Source organism: Xanthomonas sp. 4461 (assembly GCF_024806475.1).
GTDB classification, from domain to species: Bacteria; Pseudomonadota; Gammaproteobacteria; order Xanthomonadales; family Xanthomonadaceae; genus Xanthomonas; species Xanthomonas arboricola_F.
Map to the genome: position 1 here is coordinate 189,819 of NZ_JANTYV010000001.1, position 24,357 is coordinate 214,175.

At 65.5% G+C, this 24,357-nt stretch carries 19 protein-coding genes; 3 read left to right on the plus strand and 16 right to left on the minus strand.

What is annotated here, in order from left to right; all coding sequences use genetic code 11:
- Positions 1–214: 214 nt before the first annotated feature.
- The 6 genes from secF to FHY19_RS00785 form a co-directional block, all read right to left on the minus strand.
- On the minus strand, positions 215–1,183 hold the full coding sequence (gene secF, locus FHY19_RS00760) for a protein translocase subunit SecF (protein WP_259160844.1): 969 nt from the start codon (positions 1,181–1,183) through the stop codon (positions 215–217).
- Positions 1,184–1,272: 89 nt separating this feature from the next.
- The gene (secD, locus tag FHY19_RS00765; RefSeq protein ID WP_228419226.1) at positions 1,273–3,117 is read right to left on the minus strand and encodes a protein translocase subunit SecD; all 1,845 of its coding nucleotides are present in this window, start codon (positions 3,115–3,117) and stop codon (positions 1,273–1,275) included.
- Between the two features lie 332 nt (positions 3,118–3,449).
- Positions 3,450–3,803, minus strand: coding sequence for a preprotein translocase subunit YajC (gene yajC / locus FHY19_RS00770; protein WP_228419225.1), 354 nt, complete (start codon positions 3,801–3,803; stop codon positions 3,450–3,452).
- Between the two features lie 134 nt (positions 3,804–3,937).
- Complete coding sequence (tgt, locus tag FHY19_RS00775; protein ID WP_259150781.1) at positions 3,938–5,083, minus strand: tRNA guanosine(34) transglycosylase Tgt; 1,146 nt, start codon at positions 5,081–5,083, stop codon at positions 3,938–3,940.
- 81 nt (positions 5,084–5,164) lie between these two features.
- Positions 5,165–6,235, minus strand: a complete 1,071-nt coding sequence (queA, locus tag FHY19_RS00780) for a tRNA preQ1(34) S-adenosylmethionine ribosyltransferase-isomerase QueA (protein ID WP_259160845.1) — start codon at positions 6,233–6,235, stop codon at positions 5,165–5,167.
- A 157-nt stretch (positions 6,236–6,392) separates the two neighbouring features.
- Positions 6,393–6,824, minus strand: coding sequence for an Lrp/AsnC family transcriptional regulator (locus FHY19_RS00785; RefSeq protein WP_259150784.1), 432 nt, complete (start codon positions 6,822–6,824; stop codon positions 6,393–6,395).
- Positions 6,825–6,944: 120 nt separating this feature from the next.
- Between FHY19_RS00785 and FHY19_RS00790 the strand changes: the two genes are divergently transcribed.
- Positions 6,945–8,441, plus strand: a complete 1,497-nt coding sequence (locus FHY19_RS00790) for an aminotransferase class III-fold pyridoxal phosphate-dependent enzyme (protein ID WP_259160847.1) — start codon at positions 6,945–6,947, stop codon at positions 8,439–8,441.
- A 350-nt stretch (positions 8,442–8,791) separates the two neighbouring features.
- Here the strand turns inward: FHY19_RS00790 and FHY19_RS00795 are convergent, their stop codons facing one another.
- The 4 genes from FHY19_RS00795 to FHY19_RS00810 all read right to left on the minus strand — a co-directional run bounded on the left by FHY19_RS00795 (position 8,792) and on the right by FHY19_RS00810 (position 14,932).
- Positions 8,792–9,499: a glycosyltransferase gene (locus tag FHY19_RS00795; RefSeq protein WP_259150787.1), complete on the minus strand. Its 708-nt coding sequence runs from the start codon at positions 9,497–9,499 to the stop codon at positions 8,792–8,794.
- A 377-nt stretch (positions 9,500–9,876) separates the two neighbouring features.
- Positions 9,877–11,256, minus strand: coding sequence for a metallophosphoesterase family protein (locus FHY19_RS00800; RefSeq protein ID WP_259160849.1), 1,380 nt, complete (start codon positions 11,254–11,256; stop codon positions 9,877–9,879).
- Positions 11,253–12,371 (minus strand): phytase, encoded by a 1,119-nt coding sequence (locus FHY19_RS00805; RefSeq protein WP_259160851.1) that lies wholly within the window; start codon positions 12,369–12,371, stop codon positions 11,253–11,255. Before FHY19_RS00805 ends, FHY19_RS00800 begins: the two co-directional genes overlap by 4 nt.
- Entirely contained in the window at positions 12,371–14,932 is a 2,562-nt protein-coding gene (locus FHY19_RS00810) for a TonB-dependent receptor (RefSeq protein ID WP_259160853.1), read from the minus strand. Before FHY19_RS00810 ends, FHY19_RS00805 begins: the two co-directional genes overlap by 1 nt.
- Positions 14,933–15,083: 151 nt before the next feature.
- On the opposite strand from FHY19_RS00810, the gene upp reads away from it, so the two are divergent.
- Complete coding sequence (gene upp, locus FHY19_RS00815) at positions 15,084–15,716, plus strand: uracil phosphoribosyltransferase (RefSeq protein ID WP_055852279.1); 633 nt, start codon at positions 15,084–15,086, stop codon at positions 15,714–15,716.
- Between the two features lie 267 nt (positions 15,717–15,983).
- Here upp and FHY19_RS00820 read toward each other — a convergent pair whose 3' ends face one another.
- The 6 genes from FHY19_RS00820 to rsmD all read right to left on the minus strand — a co-directional run bounded on the left by FHY19_RS00820 (position 15,984) and on the right by rsmD (position 21,989).
- The gene (locus FHY19_RS00820; RefSeq protein ID WP_259160855.1) at positions 15,984–17,744 is read right to left on the minus strand and encodes a glycoside hydrolase family 9 protein; all 1,761 of its coding nucleotides are present in this window, start codon (positions 17,742–17,744) and stop codon (positions 15,984–15,986) included.
- Between the two features lie 280 nt (positions 17,745–18,024).
- The gene (gene ggt, locus FHY19_RS00825; protein ID WP_259160858.1) at positions 18,025–19,803 is read right to left on the minus strand and encodes a gamma-glutamyltransferase; all 1,779 of its coding nucleotides are present in this window, start codon (positions 19,801–19,803) and stop codon (positions 18,025–18,027) included.
- The gene (locus FHY19_RS00830; RefSeq protein ID WP_104612443.1) at positions 19,800–20,084 is read right to left on the minus strand and encodes a YfhL family 4Fe-4S dicluster ferredoxin; all 285 of its coding nucleotides are present in this window, start codon (positions 20,082–20,084) and stop codon (positions 19,800–19,802) included. The genes ggt and FHY19_RS00830 overlap by 4 nt, the downstream gene beginning before the upstream one ends.
- 234 nt (positions 20,085–20,318) lie before the next feature.
- A complete protein-coding gene (locus FHY19_RS00835; protein WP_055851674.1) occupies positions 20,319–20,816 on the minus strand; it encodes a hypothetical protein in 498 nt (165 codons plus the stop codon).
- Between the two features lie 46 nt (positions 20,817–20,862).
- On the minus strand, positions 20,863–21,369 hold the full coding sequence (coaD, locus tag FHY19_RS00840) for a pantetheine-phosphate adenylyltransferase (RefSeq protein ID WP_259150798.1): 507 nt from the start codon (positions 21,367–21,369) through the stop codon (positions 20,863–20,865).
- The gene (gene rsmD / locus FHY19_RS00845) at positions 21,366–21,989 is read right to left on the minus strand and encodes a 16S rRNA (guanine(966)-N(2))-methyltransferase RsmD (RefSeq protein ID WP_259160859.1); all 624 of its coding nucleotides are present in this window, start codon (positions 21,987–21,989) and stop codon (positions 21,366–21,368) included. Before rsmD ends, coaD begins: the two co-directional genes overlap by 4 nt.
- 239 nt (positions 21,990–22,228) lie before the next feature.
- Between rsmD and htpG the strand changes: the two genes are divergently transcribed.
- Positions 22,229–24,133, plus strand: a complete 1,905-nt coding sequence (htpG, locus tag FHY19_RS00850; protein ID WP_259160861.1) for a molecular chaperone HtpG — start codon at positions 22,229–22,231, stop codon at positions 24,131–24,133.
- Positions 24,134–24,357: the final 224 nt, after the last annotated feature.

Here is a 24,357-nt window from a genome sequence, read left to right on the forward strand (position 1 = left end):
TATCTCAGTTGGACGCGGCGCTTCATCCTGGTCAGCGGCTCTCTACCGCGACGTAATGCGTATCGATCGGCATCACGTGCCCGACGAAATCCCGAGTTGTCACAATCTTGAGTAGTGGCGTTACGGTGCACAACCGTGCAGTCACCAAGCCCAACGCCAGAAACAAAAAAACCGCGCAATGCGCGGTTTTTTCGTCACACCTTTTACCAACCTATCAAGGACGACGCGCCAGCGCCTCCACGTCCTTGGCCTTGGGCAGCAGGTCCTGCTTGGTCACCGCAAACGGGCCGATACTCAGCATCGGCACGGCCACGATCACCGAGGAGATCACCACGATCACCGCGCCGATCATGTGGGTCTCGGCCAGGCCTTCCATCGACTCGCCGCCGTACATATACAGCGCCAATGCCGAGAGGAAGAACATCACCGCGGTGATGATCGTGCGCGACAGCGTCTGGTTGATCGAACGGTTGAGCACTTCCAGCGGTTCCACACGCAGCGCACGGAAGTTTTCGCGCACGCGGTCGAAGACCACGATGATGTCGTTGATCGCAAAGCCCATCACCGACAACAGGCCGGCCAGCACGGTCAGATCGAACTCGCGACCGGTCAGCGATACGAAGGCCACCGTCACCAGCAAGTCGAACAAGGCCGTCAGGCTGGCCACCACCGCAAATTTCCACTCGAAGCGGAAGGCGATGTAGATCAGAAAGCCCACCAGCATGAACACCGTGGCGTACACGCCGTTCAAGGCCAGGTCCTTGCCGACCTGCGGGCCGACGAATTCGCCCGGCTGCACGGTGGCCGGGTTCTGTTCGGTGCTCACGGCCTTGCGCACTTCTTCGGCAACGGTGCGCGCCGCATCGTCGCGGTTATTGTGCTGCTCGCGCGCCTGCAGACGGATCATCACTTCGTTGCCGCCGCGGGCGTTTTGCACCTGGGCGTTTTCGAAGCCGGCCTTGGACAGCTGCTCGCGCACCTGATCCACGTCCACCGTTTTCTGGAAGCTGGTCTGCACCAGCGTGCCGCCAGTGAACTCCAGCGCGTAATTGAAGCCCTTGCCCACGATGATGCCGACAGACGCAACCGCCAGGATCAGCATCAGGATCAGCACCGGCTTGCGCGGGCGCATGAAGTCGATCCTGGTGTCGTTGGGAATCAGGTGAAGCGGAAAAATTTTCATTGAAAGATCTTCCTAAGAAGTCCGCACATGGATGTGCGGGCTCTTGCGAGGGACTCGCGTTACAGACGGGCTCTTGCGAGGGACTCGCATCAAATAGCGACGGTCTTCAGCTTCTTGCGGCTGCCGTAGATCAGCACCGCCAGCGCGCGCGACACGGTGATCGCGGTGAACATCGAGGCGAAGATACCGATCATCATGGTCAGCGCGAAGCCCTTCAACGGGCCGGTGCCGAACGCGTACAAGGCCACCGCCACGATCAGACCGGTGAGGTTGGCGTCCAGGATGGTGCCGCCGGCCTTTTCATACCCTGCGGCAATTGCCGATTTGGCAGGCACGCCCAGCCGCAATTCTTCGCGGATACGCTCGTTGATCAGCACGTTGGCGTCCACCGACAGACCCACCGACAGGGCAAGGCCGGCAAAACCCGGCAGCGTCATGGTGGCGCCGAACAGCGACATCACCGCCACCACGATCAGCAGGTTGAACAGCAGCGCCACCGAGGTGATCGCACCGAACACGCGGTAATAGATCGTGAAGAACACCAGCGTGAAAAGGAACGAGTAGACCACGGCAGTGACGCCGCGCTCCACGTTCTCCGCGCCCAGGCTCGGGCCGATCACGTATTCCTCGACAAAATCCATCGGCGCAGCCAGCGAGCCGGACTTCAGCAGCTTGGCCAGGTTCTCCGCTTCCACCTTCTCCAGGCCGGTGGTCTGGAAGTTCTTGCCGAACACACCGGCAATGCGGGTCGGCGACAGGGCTTCTTCCTTGACCCGAACGCTGCGCACTTCCTTGCCGTCGACCATGGTCACGGTGGGGATGCGCTCGATGTAGACAACCGACATCAGCTTGCCGACGTTGGCGCTGGTGTAGTCGAGCATGCGCTGGCCGGCAACGTTGTTGAGCGTTACCGACACTGCGGGCATGCCGTTCTGGTCGTTGCTGACGCTGGCGCTGACCATCTGGTCGCCGGTCACCAGCGCGCGCTTGTTGAGCAGCACCGGCGCGCCGGTATCGCGCACGCGGTAGACCTTGGCTTCCGGCGGAATGCTGCCGCTGCGCACCGCGTCTTCGGCATTGCCTTCGACCACCGCACGGAATTCCAGCGAGGCGGTGGCGCCGATCAGGCGTTTGGCCTCGGCGGTGTCCTGCAAGCCGGGCAATTCGACCACGATGCGGTCTTCGCCCTGGCGCTGGATGGTCGGCTCGGACACGCCCAGCGCGTTGACGCGGTTGCGCAAGGTGGTGAGGTTCTGCTCGATCGCGCCGCTGGCGATCTGCTTGAGCTCGGCCTCGGGCACCTTCACTGCGATGTTCTGGCCACTGACGTCATAGGTCAGCGTCGGCTGCGCCTTGGCCAGCGCAGTGCGCGCCGCGTCGGCGCTGGCGCCCTCGCCCAGGCTGACCTGGATGCTGTTGTCGCCGCGACGCTCGACCGCCCGATAGGCAATACGGCTGTCACGCAAGGTGGTGCGGATGTCTTCGGCAAAGCCTTCGATCCGCTTTTCCACTGCGGCCTTCTGATCGACCTGCATGGCGAAGTGCACGCCGCCGACCAGGTCCAGGCCCAGCACCATCGGCTTGCCGCCCAGCTTGGCCAGCCACTCCGGCACGGTGGACGCCAGGTTCAGCGCCACCGTGTAGTTCTCGCCCAGCTGCTGGCGCAGCACGTCGTTGGCGCGGGTCTGCGCCTGCAACGAAGGCAGGCGCACCATCAGACTGTCGCCTTCCTTGGTGACGGCCTTGGGCGTGATGCCCGCGCCCTTGAGCTCACCGTCGATGCGGCTGCGCAATGCGTCGTCGAGCTGCGCACCGCGGCTGGCGGTGATCTGCACGGACGGGTCTTTCTGGTAGATGTTGGGCAGCGCATACAACGCGCTGACCGCCAGCACCAGCAGGATCAGGAAATACTTCCAGCGGGGAAATTCGAGCATTGCGACAGTCCCGCACAGCACCATCCCGGCGCCGCGCCTAGCAGTGAGAACGACTTCAAGCGGCCGATACAGCGTCGCGAGCGGTCATCCGGTGGATACGGGCAGTGCGCGGAGCGAAAGCGCCCGAAGGGCGAGTTCCGACTTCGTGCACCGACTGCGCCCGCCTGACGGTGCGCGCAGTTGTGGTGTTGCAGGTGTTCGTGTGCAGCGACGTCTTGAGCAGACCCAAGCACGCATCGGCAGCACGACGACAGCGGAGTGTACGAGCGGCCGCTGGCGTTTTCGAGCACCGGCCGGCAGCGCCAGACGGTGCCCGATGCCGATGGCGCGACTCAGCTGGCGGACTTGAGCGTGCCCTTCGGCAGCACATGGCCCACGGCGCTCTTCTGCACGCGGATGCGGACGTTGTCGGCCACTTCCACGGTGATGAAGTTGTCGCCGATGTCGGTGATCACGCCGGCGACGCCGCCGGAAGTGATGACTTCATCGCCGCGCGCCAGCTTGTCCAGCAGCGACTTGTGCTCCTTCTGACGCTTCATCTGCGGGCGGATCATCAAGAAATACATGACCGCGATCAGGATGATCGGCAGCGCGAAGGTAGACAGGCTACCCATCGGGCCGGGCGCCGGTGCGCCGCCAGTGGCCTGCGCCTGGGCGACCGGGATCAGGAAATCGAGCAAATTCATTCAGTGCATCCTAGTTTGGTGCCAGCGCGCCCTCGCGGGCCCACTCGCTATTCAGGTACCGCCAGGGCGGAACAGCCGGGAATTATGCCACGCAGGTTCCACCCCGTCCGCGCTGAGGGCATGGACGGCAGGGCTCAGCTGGCTTCCCCCGGCAACGGCGGCGTGGTGGCGCCGCGTGCCGCATAGAAGGACCGCCGGAACTGCACAAAGGTTCCCGCCGCGATCGCCGCACGCAGGTCGGCCATCAGTTTTTCGTAGTACCAGAGGTTGTGCAGGGTTCCCAGCATCGGTGCCAGCATCTCGTTGCAGCGGTCCAGGTGACGTAGATACGAACGCGTGTAGCCACTGCTGCAGGCGTGGCAGCCGCAGCCGGGCTCGATGGTGTCCAGATCGCGCTCGTACTTGGCATTGCGGATGCGCACGGTGCCGAACGAGGTGAAATAGTGGCCGTTGCGCGCATTGCGGGTGGGCATCACGCAGTCGAACATGTCCACCCCACGCGCCACGCCTTCGACCAGGTCTTCCGGGCGGCCCACGCCCATCAGGTAGCGCGGGCGGTCGGCCGGCAGCCGTGGATGCAGGTGTTCGAGCATGGCGTTGCGCTCGTGCTCGGGCTCGCCCACTGCCAGGCCACCGATGGCATAACCGTCGAAACCGATGCCCTGCAGTCCGTCCAGCGAGCGGCTGCGCAGGTCCGGATGCACCCCGCCCTGCACGATGCCGAACAGCGCCGCATCGTTGCCCAACCCGTCGTGCGCATCGCGCGAGCGCTGCGCCCAGCGCAGGCTCAGCTCCATCGAGCGCCGCGCCACCTCTTCGGTGGCCGGGTACGGCGTGCACTCGTCGAAGATCATCACGATGTCCGAATCGAGCACCTTCTGGATCTGCATGCTCTCTTCCGGCCCGAGGAACACCCGTGCGCCGTCGGTGGGCGAGGAAAAGGTCACGCCCTGCTCGGTGATCTTGCGGCGATGCGCCAGCGAGAACACCTGGAACCCGCCGGAGTCGGTGAGGATCGGCCCATCCCAGCGCGCAAACCCGTGCAAGCCGCCATGGTCGCCGATCACATCCAGGCCCGGGCGCAGATACAGATGGAAGGTATTGCCCAGGATGATCTCCGCCCCCAGCGCGCGGATCTGCTCGGGCAGGATGCCCTTGACCGAGCCATAGGTGCCCACCGGCATGAACGCCGGGGTCTCCACCGTGCCGCGCGGAAAGGTCAGACGGCCACGGCGCGCGTGGCCGTCGGTGGCTTGGAGCTGGAACTGGAGTCGGGACATTGGAAAGCCGGGAATGGGGAATCGGGATTGGGGAATCGGAGAAGCGGTTGGCAGGTGGCTGATCGTTCGGCGGGTACTGCCTTACGATTCCCCATTCCCGATTCCCGACTCCCTGCTCCACAACAACATCGCATCGCCGTACGAAAAGAAGCGATAGCGCTGCGCGATGGCGTGCTGGTAGGCCTCGAAAATGCGCTCGCGGCCGGCGAAGGCCGAGACCATCATCAGCAGCGTGCTTTCGGGCAGATGGAAGTTGGTGACCATCGCATCGACGCTGCGGATGCGGTAGCCGGGCAGGATGAAGATCTGGGTTTCGCCGGCGAACGGCAGCAACTCGCCCTCGGGCGCGGCGTCGGTGGTGCGCCAGGCGCTTTCCAGCGAGCGCACCACCGTGGTGCCCACCGCGATGACGCGGCCGCCGCGGGCACGCGTGCGGCGCACCTGCTCGACCAGCGCGGCACCGACATTGAGCCACTCCTTGTGCATCACGTGCTGGTCGAGCGCATCCACGCGTACCGGCTGAAACGTCCCGGCACCCACATGCAGCGTGACGTGGCCGAACTCGACACCGCGCTCGCGCAGGCGCGCCAGCAGCTGCTCGTCGAAATGCAGGCCGGCGGTCGGCGCGGCGACCGCACCGACCTGGCGCGCAAACACCGTCTGATAGCGCTCGCGGTCTTCCACCCCCGGCTCGCGCCGGATGTACGGCGGCAGCGGCAGGCGGCCGGCCTCGGGCAGCCACTGCTCCAGCGGCAGCGGGATCTGGAAGCGCAGCAGATAGAACTCGCCGTCGCGCCCCAGCACCTCGGCCTGGCCGCCGGCATCGAGCGCGATCAGGCTGCCGGCCTTGGGCGACTTGCTGGCGCCGATCTGCACCCGCGCCTCGCGTTCACCCAGCAGGCGCTCGATCAGGATTTCCACCCGCCCACCGCTGGCCTTCTGCCCGAACAGCCGCGCCGGGATGACGCGGGTGTCGTTGAAGATCAACAGATCGCCCGGCTGCAACAGTTCGGGCAGATCGCGGACCTGGCGGTCGGCGAATGCCTGCGGCGACGGCGGAACGACCAGCAAGCGGCTGGCCGCACGCTCGGCCAGCGGCGTCTGGGCGATCAGCTCGTCGGGCAACGCATAGTTGAAATCGGACTTCTTCAAGGCCGCAGGATGTGTTGGCTGAGGAGCCGGCTATTGTAACTGCGGCCGGGAATGGAGAATCGGGAATCGTAAAAGCGGGCCAGTCTGCGCCGTAAGAGTTTCGGCCCTCGGATCTGGCTCTTACGATTCCCCATTCCCCACTCCCGATTCCCGCCCCTCACCGCTCGAACTTCGTCGACAAAATGATCGAGGTCGTGGTGCGCTCCACCCCGTCGATCGCGCCGATCGCGTCGGTGAGCACGTCCATCTCGTTGACGCCGCCGACCACACCCAGCGCGATCAGGTCGTAGGCGCCGCTGACCGAATGCAGCAGGCGCACCTCGGCGATGTCGCGCAAGGCCTTGACCACCGCAGGCATCTTCTTGGGCAGCACGGTGATCAGGATGTGGGCGCGGATGCGGCCATGTTCGTAGTCGTCGTGGGTGCGCACGGTGTAGCCGCTGATCACGCCATCGCGTTCGAGCTTTTCGATGCGGCTTTGCACCGTGGTGCGCGACAGCCCGAGCCGGCGTGCGATCTGGGCAGTGGACGCTCGCGCGTCCTCGCGCAGCAGCGACAACAGGCGTTCGTCGGACGGGGTGATCTTCACAATGCGCATCCGGTTCGGCGAATCGACGAAAATACCGCACATCGTGCCCAGATTCACGCTGCCAAACGCCGATCGTCTGCCGATAATAGGAAGGACAACGCCACCTGCAGGAGATGCGCCATGTCCGTCCTCGCCCCGCTCGCCCCGCTGCGTGCCCACGCCGGCCGCCGCCTGACCGATGGCCTGGACGATGCCGCCATCGTGCGTCTGGCCGCCAATCACCCGGACCTGGCCCACGCCATCGACGCCGCTTCCGCCGAATACGCGCAGGTGCGCGAAGACGCCGCCGACCTGCTCGACCTGGACGAAGACGCCCAGATCGCCGCGGTGCAGGATGGTTTCATCAACTTCTACGCCGACGATGCGGTGACGCCCTACGTGGCGCTGGCCGCACGCGGGCCGTGGGTGGTCACGCTCAAGGGCGCGGTGCTCTACGACGCCGGTGGCTACGGCATGCTCGGCTTCGGCCACACCCCCGCAGCGGTGCTGGAGGCGATGGCACGCCCGCAGGTGATGGCCAATGTGATGACGCCCAGCCTGGCGCAGCGCCGGCTGGACCGTGCCCTGCGCGCCGAGATCGGCCACAGCCGCGGCGGCTGCCCGTTCGCACGTTTCATGTGCCTCAACTCCGGCTCCGAAGCCGTGGGCCTGGCTGCGCGCATCGTCGATACCAACGCCAAGCTGCACACCGACCCGGGTGCGCGGCACGCCGGGGCCACCATCAAGCGCCTGGTGGTCAAGGGCAGCTTCCATGGCCGCACCGACCGACCGGGGCTGTATTCGGACTCCAGCCGCAAGACCTACACCAAGTATCTGGCCAGCTACCGCGACGAAGCGTCGGTGATCGCGATCGCGCCCTATGACGTGGCCGCCCTGGAGCGCGCCTTCGAAGAGGCCGCGCATAACCATTGGTTTATCGAAGCGGTGTTCCTGGAGCCGGTGATGGGCGAAGGCGACCCGGGGCGTGCCCTGCCGGCCGAGTTCTACGCCGCCGCACGGGCGCTCACCCGCTCGCACGGCAGCCTGCTGCTGGTGGATTCCATCCAGGCCGGGTTGCGCGCGCACGGTGTGCTGTCGGTGGTGGACTACCCCGGTTTCGAGCAGCTGGACCCGCCGGATCTGGAGACCTATTCCAAGGCGCTCAACGCCGCCCAGTACCCGTTGTCGGTGCTGGCCGTCACCGAGCACGCCGCGCAGGTGTACCGCAAGGGCACCTACGGCAACACCATGACCACCAACCCGCGCGCGCTCGATGTCGCCTGCGCCACGCTGGCGTTGTTCACGCCTGCAGTGCGCGACAACATCCGCACCCGCGGCGCGCAGGCGATTGCCAAGCTGCAGGCGCTGCAGGCGGAACTGGGCGGCCTGATCACCAAGGTGCAAGGCACCGGACTGCTGTTTTCCTGCGAACTGGCGCCGCAGTTCAAGTGCTACGGGGCCGGCTCCACCGAGGAGTGGCTGCGCCATCGCGGCGTCAATGTGATCCACGGCGGCGAGAACTCGCTGCGCTTCACGCCGCACTTTGCGATGGACGAAGAAGAGCTGGATCTGCTGGTCGGTCTGATCGCACGCGCCTTGAAGGAAGGCCCGCGCCAGGTGCAGGCCGAGGCGGCCTGATCCGTGCCGGGCGGTACATCGGCCGCGCAGGTGCCGCCGACGCGGCGCCCGCTTGAGTATTGGAGTGCCACCCGCGCGGTGCTGTCTGGGTTGACACCCTGAGCCGCACCGGCGGGCATCGCGCAAGGCATCGTCCGCATACAGTCAGTTGCCATGCCGTGGCCAGGCGCATCTCACCTGGATCACCGCGCCTTGCCGCATAAGTGCAAGGCGCACTGCGAAGCCAAACCGGCGTGCAAGCGTTCGCTTGCATGAATCGCCAGCAACGTGCTTGTCGGATTGGCTGAACACCCTCGTCCTGCACCGCATGCGCCGAGGTCGGTCGCTGTGTCACAACGGACAAGCACCAATCAGATCGGCACCGCACTCAACTTGCGGCGCAGGTAATTGCTCACTGCGCGGTGTGGCGATTTGCCGCGCCACGATGCCCAGCACAAGTGCGAGCCGACTGCGATCTGGCCGCCACGATGGCCAAGCCCGAACCAGGTGCGATCCGGATGGAAGGCATTGCGCGGCGGGAACACGATGCCGGCGAACTGCCCGCCATGCGCGTTGTAGAAGCGAGTGAGCCCGCGCGGGCCGGAGATCATCGGAATCTCGCGGTGGTCTTCCAGCGCTTCCGGTGCATGCACGTTGAAAATGTGCTCGATGAACGCGCGCCAGAACGGATGCCCCGCTTCGGAGCCGAACACGGCATTACCGATCTTGAAGTCGTCGTTGCCGGGCGTGCCCTCCTCGATGGGCAGCACGCATCGCTGCGACAGCACGTCCGCACCTAGCGGGCGCAGTAGCTTGTAGTCGGTGTCGAAGTAGAAACCGCCATGCGCATGCATGTATGCACAGCGCGCGATGTCGGCTTTCATCACGCCAAAACGGATGCGCTCGTAGCGCTGCGCAAACTGCGGAAACGCACGTCGCATCAATTCCGAGTTATCGGCATCGTCCCAGAGGTGACAGGTCCATCCGGGCAACAAACGCTGCAGGCGATCGCAAACCCTGCGCTCCTCCCACAGCAGCTGCTTGGTGGGTGCGGTCAGGTGAATGAGTTGGGGAATCATGGGGGGCGACTCGGTGGGCTGGGGGAGCCAGAGCCGTCACCGCAGCACCGCGTTGAAGCGGGTCACTCGGCTGGCGACTTGGCCGCAGCAACCGTAGTCTCACTATCGATGTGATGTAATCCACAGTATCTGATCGTGCAACGCACTCCCCATCCATAAAATCTATGGCGATGCGAAGTTTTGCAACGACGCATAAATCTTGGCGGATGCCGTTTCAACCTTTCGCCGCTTTGTCATCGTTGCGTGATCGAGACCCGGCGATAACCGTCAGATCGCAGCACAAGGCGTACCTGTGCAGGGTTCGCGCCTTGCACATCATCGGGGCAGCGCCGCCATCTTCGAGAGTGCGCAATCGCCATTCCTGCGCCCTGCCCGGCTCACTCCCAGCAACGATCCGCACGGCCCTTGAGCGTGGCATCGCGCGGGCAATCGCGTGGTGCGATACGCCCTTGCGGGTGCTCGATCAGTCGTTTGTCGCCGTGCGCGTCGCGCCGCAGCTCGAAGGCGTCATACAGGCGGCCGGTGGCGGTGCGCGATTCGTAGACCAGATGCTGGCCGTCGATGCGCAGCACCTGATACAGCTGGGTGTCTTCACCCACCGGGCGCATGGTCTTGCGGGCCATGTCCGAAAGCCGGTATTGCTTGGGCCCGGCGACCGATACCACGAACACCGGCGTGGCCTGCCCGGCCTGGTCGCCGCGCCGGCCATAGGTGTGGTCGTGCCCTTGCAGCACCAGATCCACCTTGTGCCGGCGGATCACCGGCAGCACCTGTTCGACCAGCTTTTCGTTCTCGCGATCGGCGCGCGGCGAAAAGAACGGCTGATGGATCAGCACGATCGACCACGGGTGCGGGTTGTCGGCCAGCACCGTGTCCAGCCATTGCGCCTGTGCCGGGCCGGTGCCCAGGTCCAGTACCGAGGTGCCATCGAGCACGGCGATGCGCACGCCCTGATAGTCGAACCAGTAACTGGTGCGCGCCGTGGCCGAGGGCCCGTTACGCGGCAGGGCGAAGGTTACCGGCCAGTGGCTGCCAAGCGTGCGGGTGGCCTGCGGGGTGTCTTCGCCCTCTTCGTGGTACTCGTGATTGCCCGGTGCCGGCGCCACCGCGGTGCCTTCCAGCAACCAGCGCCCGGCTTCGAACCACTCAGCCCATTCGTTGTCGTCCTGGCCGTCCTTGCCGCTGACCAGATCGCCGGCAAACAGCGCCAGACGCGCGTCCGGCGCCGAGCGCCAGGCCTGGCGGATCACCCGCGACACCAGGCTGAGATTCTTGTTCTGGGTATCGCCGAAGTACAGCAGCGTCAGCGGTGTCTGCGGCGTGGCCGCGGTGCGGAAGTGGTTCCATGCGCCCCAGGTGTCGTGCCCCTGCACGCGGTAGGCGTACAAGGTGTCGGGCTGCAAGCCGTCGATATCGGCACGATGGTGATGCGAGCTGCCGTTTTCGCTGCTCAGCGTGGCGGTGCTGGCGCGGATGCGCCGTGGCGTACCGACGTCGGGCGAATCGCCGGCAATCACCAGTTCCAGCCACGGCTGATCGACGCTGGCATCGGTGCGCCAGGCCACCGCGAAACCGGTCGCCGCGTCCTGTGCGGGCGTGGCGACGATCCGGTCCGGAAAGCCATCGGCCACGTAATGGGCGGAACCGGCCGGCACCTGCGTATTCGGCTCGGCCGCCCGCTCGCCAGCCAGCGCCTGGGTACCCGCCAGTGCGATCGACAGGAGCGCTGCATAACACGCTGCACGCGCCACGCTCATGGCGCGCAGTCCTTCAACCGCAGGGTGCGTGCGATGTCGCGCCAATCGAATGCGGCCACGGCCTGGTCGTCGTGCAGCGCGTAGAACACGCCGCCGGGGAAGCGCGCATCGCCGCGCTGATCCAGCCACACGCCATCGGTATTGGCGGTGACGCGGCCGGCGAAGGCGCCTACATGCGCCAGCGTGTTGCGATCGAACACCTGGAACACGCTGCGATCCTTGAACTGATCGGTGGCGATCCAGTAGCCGCTGCCATCGGCGCACTGCAGCAAGGTCAAGCCCTCGGCCTGCGCCTTGAACAGCCCGGCGCCGACATCGCGCCCGCGGTAGCGCCCGTCCATGCCGTACTCGCGCAACTGCGTGCCCACCGCCACGTCTTCTTCGGCAATCAGCAGCCGCGCATTGGCCTCATCGCCAAACACCGATTCGGCGATGCGCACCGCGCCAGCGGCGGTGGTGTCGCCAAAACTCTGCGTCAGCCGCGCCTGCCAGCCCTGCCCTGCCGCATTCAACTGATAGCGACGAAAACGCTGGCCCAGTTCGGCCAGCGGCGGCGGCTGATCCTTGTTGGCCGGCGACATGTAGTTGTCGCTGACCACCACCTCGTAGCCGCCGTCATGCTTGCGCACCCATAGCCCGTAAGGCTCGCGCAGGTCTTCCTGGCCGAACGCGGTCAGCGGTTTGAAATCCGGCAGCGAAAACACCTGCACGCGGCGGTTGTCGCGCTCGACCACGAAGACCAGATCGTCGACCACCGAAATCCCGTTGGGCCGGTCCAGCTTGCCCAATGCCTTGCCCTTGCCGCCGACCACGCGCAGCCGCTTGCCGCTGTCGCCGTCGAACACCACCAGCGCATGCGTGGCCTTGGCCGTGGCGATCACCCAGCGGCTGCCATCGGGCGCAATCCAGCTGGCCGGCGAATCCAGATTGTCGGACGGCGTCAGCGCGGTGATGAAGGCTTCCGGCACCACTTCGTGCGCGACCTTGGCGTCGCTGAGCGTGGGATCGGTGAGCAGCGCTTCGTCGGCTTCGCGGTCGACCGGCTTGGTCGCACACCCGGCCAGCAGCAACGCGCTCGCAAACACTGTGGAGTGCAGCAGCCCGCCAGCGCGCATCACAGCGCCACCTTCAGGCCCAGCGCATAGGTGCGGCCGTACTCTTCGTTCTGCAGCGTGCGCGAGGGCACGCCCTGGTACAGCTCCAATGGCTCATCCAGCAGGTTCTGCGCTTCCAGGTACAGGCTGATGTGGCTGTTGAACTGATAACTCATGCTGACATCCAGCTGGGTGTGCGGGGCGACATAGATATCGTACGCACGGCTCTGGCCGATGGTGTCCAGGTACTCGCTGCGATACACCGCAGCCACGCGCGCACTGAAGCCGTATTTTTCATAGCCCAGATGGCCGCTGTAGATGCGCTTGGACGAGCGCGGCAGCATGAAGTCGTCGCCGGCGCGATCGCTCAGGCCCGGGTCGAAGTCGCTGTCCAGCGCGGTGGCGCTGGCACCGACCAGCAAGCCATTCCAGCCTTCGGGCAGGAAGTCCAGCGTCTGCTGCCAATTGAACTCGGCGCCGCGCACCTTGGCGGTGTCGCCATTGATCGAGCGCGTCACCTGCAAACCGGGGAACTCGACATCGGTGGTACTGATGGTCTGCACGATGTAATCGTCGATCGACTTGTTGAACACGCCCAGCGACACCAGGCCGGTGCTGCCGATGTATTTTTCGAACGACAGATCCAGATTGGTGGAGCGATACGGGTTGAGATCCGGGTTGCCGATGCTCACTTCCTCATCGCCGCGGTTGATGCTCACGCGTGGCGACACATCGCCGAACGACGGGCGCGACAAGGTCTTGTTGGCTGCAAACCGCAACACCCAGTCGTTGCCGCTGTCGTAACGCAGGTGCAGGCCCGGCAGCACGTTGGTGTAGCTGCTGGACGCCTCGCGCGGCGTGACCGTCGCAGTACGGCCGTTTTCGGCAACGTCGACCTGGTTGCCGGTGGCGTTGAACTGGGTGTTCTCCACGCGGACGCCGGCAATCATGCGCAATGCACCGATATCCCAGGTGCCCATCGCATAGGTGGCGAACACGTCTTCGGTTGCGGTGTAGTCGTCCTGCAGCGAGACCTGCTGGTTGCCGCCCACATCCTGCGGCCGTGCGCTGTACAACCCGCCCGACGCGCGCCAGTAGCGGCGCATGCCGTCCGAGCCGATGCTTTCGCCCAGCGTACCGCCGCGGTGCTCCGGTGCGGCGGTGGTCCAGCTGCTCAGACCGATGGCGGGGCCACGCCGCAGCTCCTGTTCGTCGACGTCCACATCGCGTTCGCGCCAGCGACCGAGCACGCCCATCTTCAGGCTGGAATGTTCGCCATCGAAACGCACATTGACCTGCGCGCTGTGCTCGCTATCGTCCACCGTCTTGGGCGCCAGCACGAAGCGGTCGAACACGAAATCCTGGTTGCTCTGCCATCGGTTGTCCGAGAAGCCCAACCGCGGGATGCCGCTGCGCTGATCCACGCTGGCCGACAGGTCGTCACCGTCGTAGTTGAAGCGCGCTTCCATCTCATCGTTCACCCGCTCGGTGGTCTTGGTATAGCCCACCTTGTAATCGACGGTGGCGCTGCTCAGGCGGTTTTCGCCGCCAAAGCTGATCGCCGTGTTGTCTTCCTTCTTGGTGCGGTAGCGCACCCGCTTGGAGATGCTGTCGGCCGGCAGATCGGCCACGTTGTAGGTGCCATCGCCGTTGGCGCTGACCTCACCGTCGCCCAGGCCGAAGATGGTGCGCTGGCGTGTTTCGGCATCGTCGAAACGGCTGTACAGCGAGCGCAGGTAGTAGCGGTTGTCGGCGTCCGGGCGCCAGTCCAGATTGAGGTTGGCGCCCATGCGGGTGCGCTCGATGAAGTATTTGCGGCGCTGTACTTCGCCGGCGAACAGGTCGTCGGCAGCGCCACCGTCGAAGCGGTCGTACGCCACTTCGGTGTTGTCCGATTCGAACTCGCGGTCCTGATAGTTCACACCCACCGCCACACCGAAGGTGCCGTTGTAGATGTCGCTGTAGTTGAACGCGCCCTTGGGGCTGGTCTTGCCCGACAGCGACTGGTGGCTGCCTTCGATCGAACCGCGCAGGGTGCGCCCGTCTCGATCGAACGCAGAGGTGGATTCCACCTGGATGGCGCCGCCGATCGAATCGCCCGGCATGTCCGGGGTGGGCGACTTCACCACCTTCAAGCGCTCGGTGGAATCGGACGGAATCACGTCCAGCGGCGCCGAGCGGGTGCCGTCTTCCGGCGTGCCCATGCTCATGCCGTCGATGGTCACGCTGTTGAGCGACGAATCCAGGCCGCGGATCACCACAAAACGCCCCTCGCCCTGATCGCGGGTGACGCTGACACCGGGCAGGCGCTGCAAGGATTCTGCAACATTCTTGTCGGGGTAACGCCCCATCGCATCGGAGGCCACGGCATCCTGGATGGCATCGGACGCACGCTTGAGATCGACTGCGCGCTCCTGCGCTTCCAGCTGCGGGCGCACTTCCAGACGTTCCAGATCAATGGCCGCCGCACCGCTGGCCGCGCCGGATGCGGCCGCCGCCTCTGCCGCATGTGCCTGCGGGCCCCAGCCGGCCGATGCCAGCGTCAGCGTGATCGCCAGGCAGAGCGGAGTCTTGTTGGACACGAGTGCTTCCCCAATCGGTTAAGAATGGGTGTGCACACTATGTCTGCGACGTTTCAACGACATGACATATGCAAGCGCGATCACACCGGACGTGTGGCAGCGCAACGCATGGCTGCGGCACACTGTGCGTCTCTCCCGCCTGTCGCTTCCCATGAAAATCGTCGAAGTCCGCCACCCTCTCGTCCAGCACAAAATCGGCCTGCTGCGCGATGCCGCCTTGAGCACCAAGGGATTTCGCGAATTGGTCACCGAGCTGGGCACGCTACTGGCCTATGAGGCCACCGCCAATCTGGACACCGAATCGCACGTGCAACAAGGCTGGGCCGGCCCGGTCGATGTGCAGCGCATCGCCGGTGCCAAGATCACCCTGGTGCCGATCCTGCGTGCCGGCTTGGGCATGCTGCCCGGCGTGCTGGCGCTGATTCCGGCCGCACGCGTGAGTGTGGTCGGCCTGCAGCGCGACGAAGAAACCCTGCAGCCGGTGCCCTACTTCGAACGCCTCACCGGGCGCCTGGAAGAGCGCGACGCACTGATCCTGGACCCGATGCTGGCCACCGGCGGCACGTTGATCGCCACCATCGACATGCTCAAGCGTGCCGGTGCGCGGCGCATCAAGGGCATCTTCCTGGTCGCCGCACCGGAAGGCCTGAAAGCGCTGGAAGCGGTGCATCCGGACGTGGAGGTGTATACCGCCGCAATCGACGATCATCTCAACGAAAAGGGCTACATCCTGCCCGGGCTGGGCGATGCCGGCGACCGGATTTTTGGTACGCGGGTGGAGTGAGCTTTCCAGCTGAAGTGAGTTTCCCAGCTGAGATGAGCGTCCCAAGCGTCCAGATCAAAGACCGATGCGCGCTGCACTATCCGACCGCGCTGCAACCGCGCCGACAAGATGAATCGGCGGCTTCAAGCCCCTCCCCTACGGGCGAGGGGTTGGGGTGAGGGGACGGTGCGTCAGCGTTCGTGCACACGCCGTACCCTCACCCGGCGCTATGCGCCACCGTCTCCCGACGGGAGCAGGAAAAACCGCGTCGACGCGCTGAAGCCTGCCTCAGGGTGTCGACGCCTCGATTGCCGCACTCACATATACCAGCGGCGCATTCCAGTTGATGGCGACTTCATTGCTCGCGTAACTGCAGGTGTCGTCCAGGTACGACAGCGCCGGCAATCTGGACGGATACGGCACCTTGCAGTCCTTGGCATCCTGCTGTCCCGGTTGCGGGCCGCCGGCCAGCCAACCCGGCACCGGCGCCTCGATGCCGTCGGCCTCCGATGGGCGATGATGGATATGCATCGGCGTGCGCTGGCCCACGCCGGTGACGAACGATAGCCCCAGCGGATTGCGGCCCAGGATGTAATCCAGGTGCGATTGCGCGGCATCCAGCGTCGCCCGTTGCCGGGTCAGCCGATAGCCCTGCAGCAGCATCATCGCGCGGTTGAGTACGGACGCATTGCTGCCCCATACGAAATCCTTGTCGGCCATGGCCAGGCGCCACGGAGACGCCTGCCACTGGTCGGTCAACTGCTGCGCCAGACCGGTGATCTCGCGCGTGATGCGCGCACGGTCCGCATGCGCGGTCAGCGTGTCGCGATGCGAGGCCAGCGACATCCACGCCAGCCCGCCCACATTGCTCCAGCCAGGTACGCTGGCCGGCACGTTGCGCGCCAGCATCGCGTCGTAGAAAGCATCCTCGCCGGTGGTGACATACAGCTCCGCTGCCGCCCACGCGAACTCGTCGTCGACCTGCGCATCGTCATAACCGCCGGTGCGCACGTCGTCGGGCTGGCGATAGATCACGTCCGGATGTTGCTGCGCCCAGCTCCAGGCAGCGCGCGCGGCCTTCAACATGCGTGCCGACACCCCGGGATATTGTTTTTCGAACGGCGCATAGACGCGGCTGGCGGCCGCCATCACGGCCGCAAAATCCAGCGTGGCCGCGGTGGCCTTCATCACCACATAGCGCTGCTGCCCGGCCTGCGCCGGCATCACCAGTCCATCGAACTGCTTGTCGGTGAGCTTGTGGTACACCCCGCCATCGGCCGGGTCCTGCATGGCCAGCATCCATTCCAGGTTCCACCAGGTTTCCTGAAGGATGCCGGGCACGCCGGGCGCGTCGTCGGGGATGGTCAGGGCCTGCGCGTTGAACAGCGCCGGGTAGTGCTCGTAGGCCGCCAGCAAGGTGTAGGTGCTGATGCCGGAATTGACGATGTACTTGTTGTAATCGCCGGCGTCGTACCAGCCCTTGGGTGCGCTGATCACGCTGTCGGCCGGACGCGTGGCAGACGCGGCGGAAGGATGGATGCGCACCTGCGTGTCCGGATGTCCGGCCGCACGCGCGTAACGCCCGGCGAACTGCGCCGGCAACGCGGTGCTGGCACGGTTGTAGTAGAACGCCTTCAGCGACGCATCGACTACCGGCTGATACGCACGCGCATCGATCGCAAATGCATCCGAGGCCGGCAGCCCGTCGATCTTCAACCGGTAGGTGCCCGGCGCACGCACGCTGGAGAAATCCGCCACACGCGCCTGCTGACCAGCAGGCGACCACAGCGCTGGCGGTAGCAAGCTGCCTTGCAGCACCTTGCGGCCCTGTGCATCTTCGACCGTGAAACGGTCCGCCCCCGGCGCCGCGCCCTGCGGCAACCCGACCACCGCCAGCTTGGCTGAGCCGGGCAGATAGCCGAGCTGATTGACGTGGATGGCAGCGCCGGTCTCCGTTGCGGTGCCGGCAGTGCCGGTGGTATCGGCCGCACAGGCGGCGATGGGCGATGCGATCACCATGGCGGCAATCAAGGTCTGGAAAATGGTCATGCCACGATGGTCGCCAAATCGACGCACAGCGACAAGTCCAATATCGACATAAGCCACCGCGGCAAATCGCATTGCCGCTGGCGAAGCCGCGACGGGCAAGCCATCGCGCTGACGCAGGCCAGCACCTTGCACGCACGCGCCTGAGACGTTTCGCAGCGCGACAGCTGGCAACGCTGCCGCGCGAGCCGCCCCCGCTGACAAGACGCCACCGCAGCAGAGGGCATGTCCGGTCGTCCGCTTCGGCTTGCCTGCTCCGGCGCACGGAGCAGGCAGGACGGACTCATCGCGCCGGTGCAGCCAACTGCACTTCTGCCTTGCCCACCGGATTGCGCGGGTCGCTGCCGCCGCTGAGCACGTTGCTGCGCTTGTCCCATTCCACGGTCTGCAGGTTGCCCCACACGTGGCTGGAACCGCGCCCGCCCTCGGCGGTGTCGCCCGGCAGCTTGAGCGCGTGGCCCATCGCCTGCAGGCCCTTGGCGGTCTGCGGCGAGAACGCGTCGGTTTCGGCGTCGATGACGTCCGGCAGCCACTGATGGTGATAGCGCGGCAAGGCACTGACCGCCTGCGCATCCAGCCCGGCGTCGTAACCCAGGATGCCCAGCAGCACCATGGTGATGATGCGGCTGCCGCCCGGCGTCCCCAGCACGATCGCCTTGTCGGCCGATTCCATGAAGGTGGGCGTCATCGAGCTGAGCATGCGCTTGCCCGGCTTGGGCGCGTTGGCGGCATAGCCCATCACCCCGAATGCGTTCGGCGTGCCCGGCTTGAGCGCAAAGTCGTCCATCTCGTCGTTGAGCAGCACGCCGGTGCCCTTGGGGATCAGGCCCGAGCCATACAGCAGGTTGACGGTCTGGGTGGCGCCGACGCGGTTGCCTTCGCCATCGATGATGGAAAAGTGGGTGGTCTCGTCGTCTTCCAGCGGCGTGGGGTTGCCCGACAACAGATCGCTGGGCGTGGCCCTTTCCGGATTGATGGTGGCACGCAGGCCTTGCGCATAATCCTTGCTGGTCAGCACACGCTGCGGCACGTCGACAAAGTCCGGGTCGCCCAGGAAGAACGTGCGGTCGCGGTAGGCACGGCGCATCGATTCCACCACCAGATGGGTGCGATGCACGTCGTCGAGCTTGCTCAGATCCCAGCCTTCCAGAATCTGCAGCATCGCAGCGAGCGCGATGCCGCCGGACGACGGCGGCGGCGCGGTGGTGATCTTCCAGCCGCGGTAATCGAATTGGATCGGCGTGCGCTCTTTGACCGCATAACCGGCCAGCTCCGCCGCGGTCCAATGGCCACCGGCCTGCTTGACGCCGGCGATCAGCTTCTTGGCGGTCTCGCCCTTGTAGAACCCATCGAAGCCCTTGTCGCCGAGCAGCGTCAAGGTGTGCGCCAGCTCGGGCTGCTTGAAGAGGTCGCCTTCGGCAATCGGTTTTCCGCCGCGCAAGTACACCTCGCGCGTGCCGGGATAGCGCTCCATCACCTCGCGCCGCGAGGCGTAGCCCTTGGCCATGCGCGCATACACCGGGAAGCCCTCGGTGGCGATGCGGATCGACGGTGCCAGCGATTGCTTCAGCGGCAGCCGGCCGTGTTTGGCCGCCAGCTCCACCAGCGCGGCGGGCAGCCCGGGAATACCGGCCGACCACGGGCCGTTGACCGAGCGGTCACGGTCGAGCTCGCCCTGCTTGTTGAGGAATTTTTCCGGCGTGGCCGATTCGGGCGCGTATTCGCGCGCATCCAGCATCACGTCCTTGCCGGTCTTGGCATCGTGCAGCAGGAAGAAGCCGCCACCGCCCAGCCCCGAGCTGATTGGCTCGACCACCGCCAGCGTGGACGACACCGCAATCGCCGCATCGAACGCGTTGCCGCCCTCGCGCAGGATCTGCAGGCCGGCATCGGTGGCCAGGGCATGACCGCTGGCCACGGCCGCACCGGGCGGATGCGCGGCGACCGCCGCAGCTGCGCCGGCGGACGGCTTGGCGCCGTCGGCGGACCAGGCCGGCGGCGCCAGCACCAAGGCCAGCAACAGCAGGCCGCGTGTCGAAAAACGTCGGGACAAAGTGCTCACGGGACGGGAGGCTCCTGTTCGTACAGTTCGGGATGATCGCGCTGCAGCTGCATGAGCTTGGCCAGCAATTGATCGTGGGTTTCCGGGATGTCCGGATCCGGGTCGATGCATTCGACCGGGCACACCACCACGCACTGCGCCTCGTCGAAATGGCCCACGCACTCGGTGCAACGCGCCGGATCGATCACGTAGATGGTCTCGCCCATCGAGATCGCCTGATTCGGGCAGGCCGGTTCGCAGACGTCGCAGTTGACGCAGAGCTCGTTGATTTTCAGCGACATATCGACAACACCATGCGATGCAAGGCAGCGCGATTCAACTGCAGGCGCTGGAACGCAACGTACTGCTGCAGGCAGGCGCACACGGCGCAGATGATCAGCAAATGGACAACGCCGTGGGCGCTGTCGGACACCGGCCTGACACGGCCAGCTCCGGCGATGTGCGAAGTCAGCATGCTGCTGGCTCCGCACACGGCGGCCGGCTGCGCCCTCCCGCGCATCCGGCCTGGTACGGCATTACTTGGCTTCAACGAAGGTGTATTCCGCGCCCTTGGGCTGGACGATGGTCTGCACGCGCGCATTCTCGGCGGCGTCGCCGATGAACAGCACGCGCACGCCCTTCATCGAATCCGGCTGCACGTCCTTGAACGCGGCGTCGATCAGGTCGGCCATCTTGGTGGATGCGGACGAACCGAAGGCCAGCATGTTGCCCGGCTGCACGCCACGCGCCAGCGCGGTCTTGACGCTTTCCAGCTGACGCTCGTAGCTGCCGGCGAACTCGGCATCGGACTCCGGCGGCAAGTAGTACAGGAACGGGCTGTTGGTGGTCGCGCCCAGGTTCTGGCCGACCACTTCCTGCAGATACTTCTTCCAGCCGGCGTTGTCGTCCTTGGCCGGGGCCTTCAGCGCTGCCGGGGCGGCAGCGGCGGTCGGCGCCGGCTCTTCCTTCTTGCAGGCGGTGACCGCCAGAGCGGCGATCGAAGCGAGCGCCAGAGCGCGCATGGTGTGTTTCATGAAACTCCTCCCTTTGAAAAGCGTGGTGATGGAACGACAGATGAGATCAGGCCTGCGCGCGGGACTCGCGCACCTGCCGCAAGGCTTCGACCACAGAGGCCGGCACGAAGCCGGAGACGTCGCCGCCCAGCCGCGCGATTTCGCGCACCAGCGACGACGAGATGAAGCTGTATTGCTCGGCCGGGGTGAGGAACAGGGTTTCCACTTCCGGGATCAGATGGCGGTTCATGCTGGCCATCTGGAATTCGTACTCGAAGTCCGACACCGCGCGCAGGCCGCGCAGCAGCACCCCGGCGTTCATGTCGCGCACGAAGTGCGCCAGCAGCGTGTCGAAGCCGCGCACCTCCACGTTCTTGTGCGCCGCCAGGGCTTCCTGCGCCAGCGCGACGCGCTTTTCCAGCGGCAACGCCGGGCCTTTGGACGGGCTGTACGCCACGCCCACCACCACGCGCTCGAACAACGGCGCGGCGCGGTTCACCAGGTCGATATGGCCGTTGGTGATCGGGTCGAAGGTACCAGGATAGACGGCGGTGCGGCTGCTGGCCACGCTCATACGGAAACTACCGGGGCTGGATCGCCGTTCAGTGTAGCAGCGGCCCGGCGATACAGCGCATAGCGCACCTGCCGGGTACCGCCCTCGCGGTGCAGGTGCCAGCCGGCCGGCAGCTGCAGCGCCGCGTCGGCCGGCGCTTCCAGATACAGCCAGGCCTCGGCGGCCAGATGCGCGGGCAGGCGTTCGAGCACGCTCGGCCACAGGCCGGCGGCGAACGGCGGGTCGACAAACACGATATCGGCCTGGGCCGCAGGCGCGCGCTCCAGCCAGCGCAGCGCGTCCTCCTGCAGCACCTGCACCTGATCGGCCGCATCGAGCTTGGTCACCAGCTCGCGCAGCCGCTGCGCCAGGCCGGGGTCGCGCTCGATCAGCGTGGCATGCGCAGCCCCGCGCGAGACCGATTCCAGCCCCAGCGCGCCGGAGCCGGCAAACAGGTCCAGCACGCGCGCACCGCGCAGGCGCGGCATCAACCAGTTGAACACCGTTTCGCGCACACGGTCGCTGCTGGGGCGCAGCCCCGGCGCGTCGGGCACCGCCAGCCGCGTGTTGCGCCAGCGTCCGCCCACGATGCGCACCTGCCCTTCCGCGCCACGCGGCGCCGGCCGCGCCGGGCGGCTCATCGCAGCGCGCCTGTGGCAGGCGGACGACGGGGGAGTACAGGTGGTACGAATGGCAGCATGGTTCGGAGTGCAGGCGATGGCCGCCCATGATACCGCTGCCGCCGACATGCCCGCCCTGCCCTGACCGGACACCCACGCGCCACATCTTGCGCGGCACGCCTTGAAAAAATCCGCCGACGGCCTCATCCCCCAGGCCATCGGCCGCAGTGCGGCCCGGACCACCATGGAGCACGACCCCAATGACCGTTGACACCGACAAGCAGACGCTGGGCTTCCAGACCGAGGTCAAGCAGCTGCTGCAGCTGATGATCCATTCGTTGTACTCGAACAAGGAAATCTTCCTGCGCGAGCTGGTTTCCAACGCTGCCGACGCCGCCGACAAGCTGCGCTTCGAAGCCTTGGTCAAGCCCGAGCTGCTGGAAGGCGGCAGCGAGCTGCGTATCCGCGTCGACTACGACAAGGACGCGCGCACCGTCACCATCGACGACAACGGCATCGGCATGAGCCGCGAGGATGCGGTCTCGCATCTGGGCACCATCGCCAAGTCCGGCACCGCCGACTTCCTCAAGCACCTGAGCGGCGACCAGAAGAAGGACGCCAACCTGATCGGTCAGTTCGGCGTCGGTTTCTACAGCGCCTTCATCGTCGCCGACCAGGTGGACGTGTACTCGCGCCGCGCCGGCCTGCCCGCCAACGAGGGCGTGCATTGGTCTTCGCGTGGCGAAGGCGAATTCGAAATCGCCAGCATCGACAAGCCCGAGCGCGGCACCCGCATCGTGCTGCAGCTGAAGGAAGGCGAAGACTCCTTCGCCGACGGCTGGACCCTGCGCAACATCCTCAAGAAGTACTCCGACCACATCGGCCTGCCGATCGAAATGCGCAAGGAGCATTACGGCGAAGACGCCGACAAGCCCGCCGAGCCGGAGTGGGAATCGGTCAACCGCGCCAGCGCGCTGTGGACGCGCCCCAAGTCCGAGATCAAGGACGAGGAGTATCAGGAGTTCTACAAGCACGTCGCGCACGACGCGGGCAACCCGCTGGCGTGGAGCCATAACAAGGTCGAAGGCAAGCTGGAATACACCTCGCTGCTGTTCGTGCCCGGCCGTGCGCCGTTCGACCTGTACCACCGCGATTCGGCCAAGGGCCTGAAGCTGTACGTGCAGCGCGTTTTCATCATGGACCAGGCCGAGCAGTTCCTGCCGCTGTACCTGCGTTTCATCAAGGGCGTGGTGGATTCGTCGGACCTGTCGCTCAACGTCTCGCGCGAAATCCTGCAATCGGGCCCGGTGGTGGACTCGATGAAGTCCGCACTGACCAAGCGATCGCTGGACATGCTGGAGAAGCTGGCCAAGGACAAGCCGGACGACTACGCCACGTTCTGGCGCAACTTCGGCCAGGCGTTGAAGGAAGGACCGGCCGAAGATTACGCAAACCGCGAGAAGATCGCCGGTCTGCTGCGCTTCTCCTCCACGCACGACACCACCGGCGCGCAGAGCGTGGGCCTGACCGATTACGTCGGTCGGTTGGCCGAAGGTCAGGACAAGCTGTACTACCTCACCGGCGAAAGCTATGCGCAGATCAAGGACAGCCCGCATCTTGAAGTGTTCCGCAAGAAGGGCATCGAAGTGCTGCTGCTCACCGACCGCATCGACGAGTGGTTGATGAGCTATCTCACCGAGTTCGACGGCAAGTCCTTCGTGGACGTGGCACGCGGCGACCTGGATCTGGGCAAGCTGGATTCGGAAGAAGACAAGAAGGCGCAGGAAGAAGTCGCCAAGTCCAAGGAAGGCCTGGCCTCGCGCATCAAGGCCGCCCTGGGCGACGACGTGGCCGAAGTCCGCGTCTCGCACCGCCTGACCGACTCCCCGGCGATCCTGGCCATCGGCCAGGGCGACCTGGGCCTGCAGATGCGTCAGCTGCTGGAAGCCAGCGGCCAGGCCGTGCCGGAAACCAAGCCGGTGTTCGAGTTCAACCCCGCCCACCCGCTGATCGAAAAGCTGGATGCGGAAGCCGACACGGACCGCTTCGGCGACCTGAGCCGGGTGCTGTTCGACCAGGCCGCATTGGCGGCGGGCGATAGCCTCAAGGATCCGGCCGGCTATGTGAAGCGCTTGAACAAATTGTTGCTGGAGTTGTCGGCCTAGGCCACATCAAGTTTGAGCATCCAAGACCGGCGTAATTGCCGGTCTTTGTTTTTAAGACGATGCTTACTTAGAGAAGGCCTGAACAACACCCTTTAATGCTGCCACATTGGATCAACGAACCGAGCAGATGATCTCGATGCAACTATCTTTCGGCTACGCGGAGTACAACAGCAAGTGCACTCGACCTGGTCAAGAACACTGCGTAGGTGCTGACGTTGTTTTCG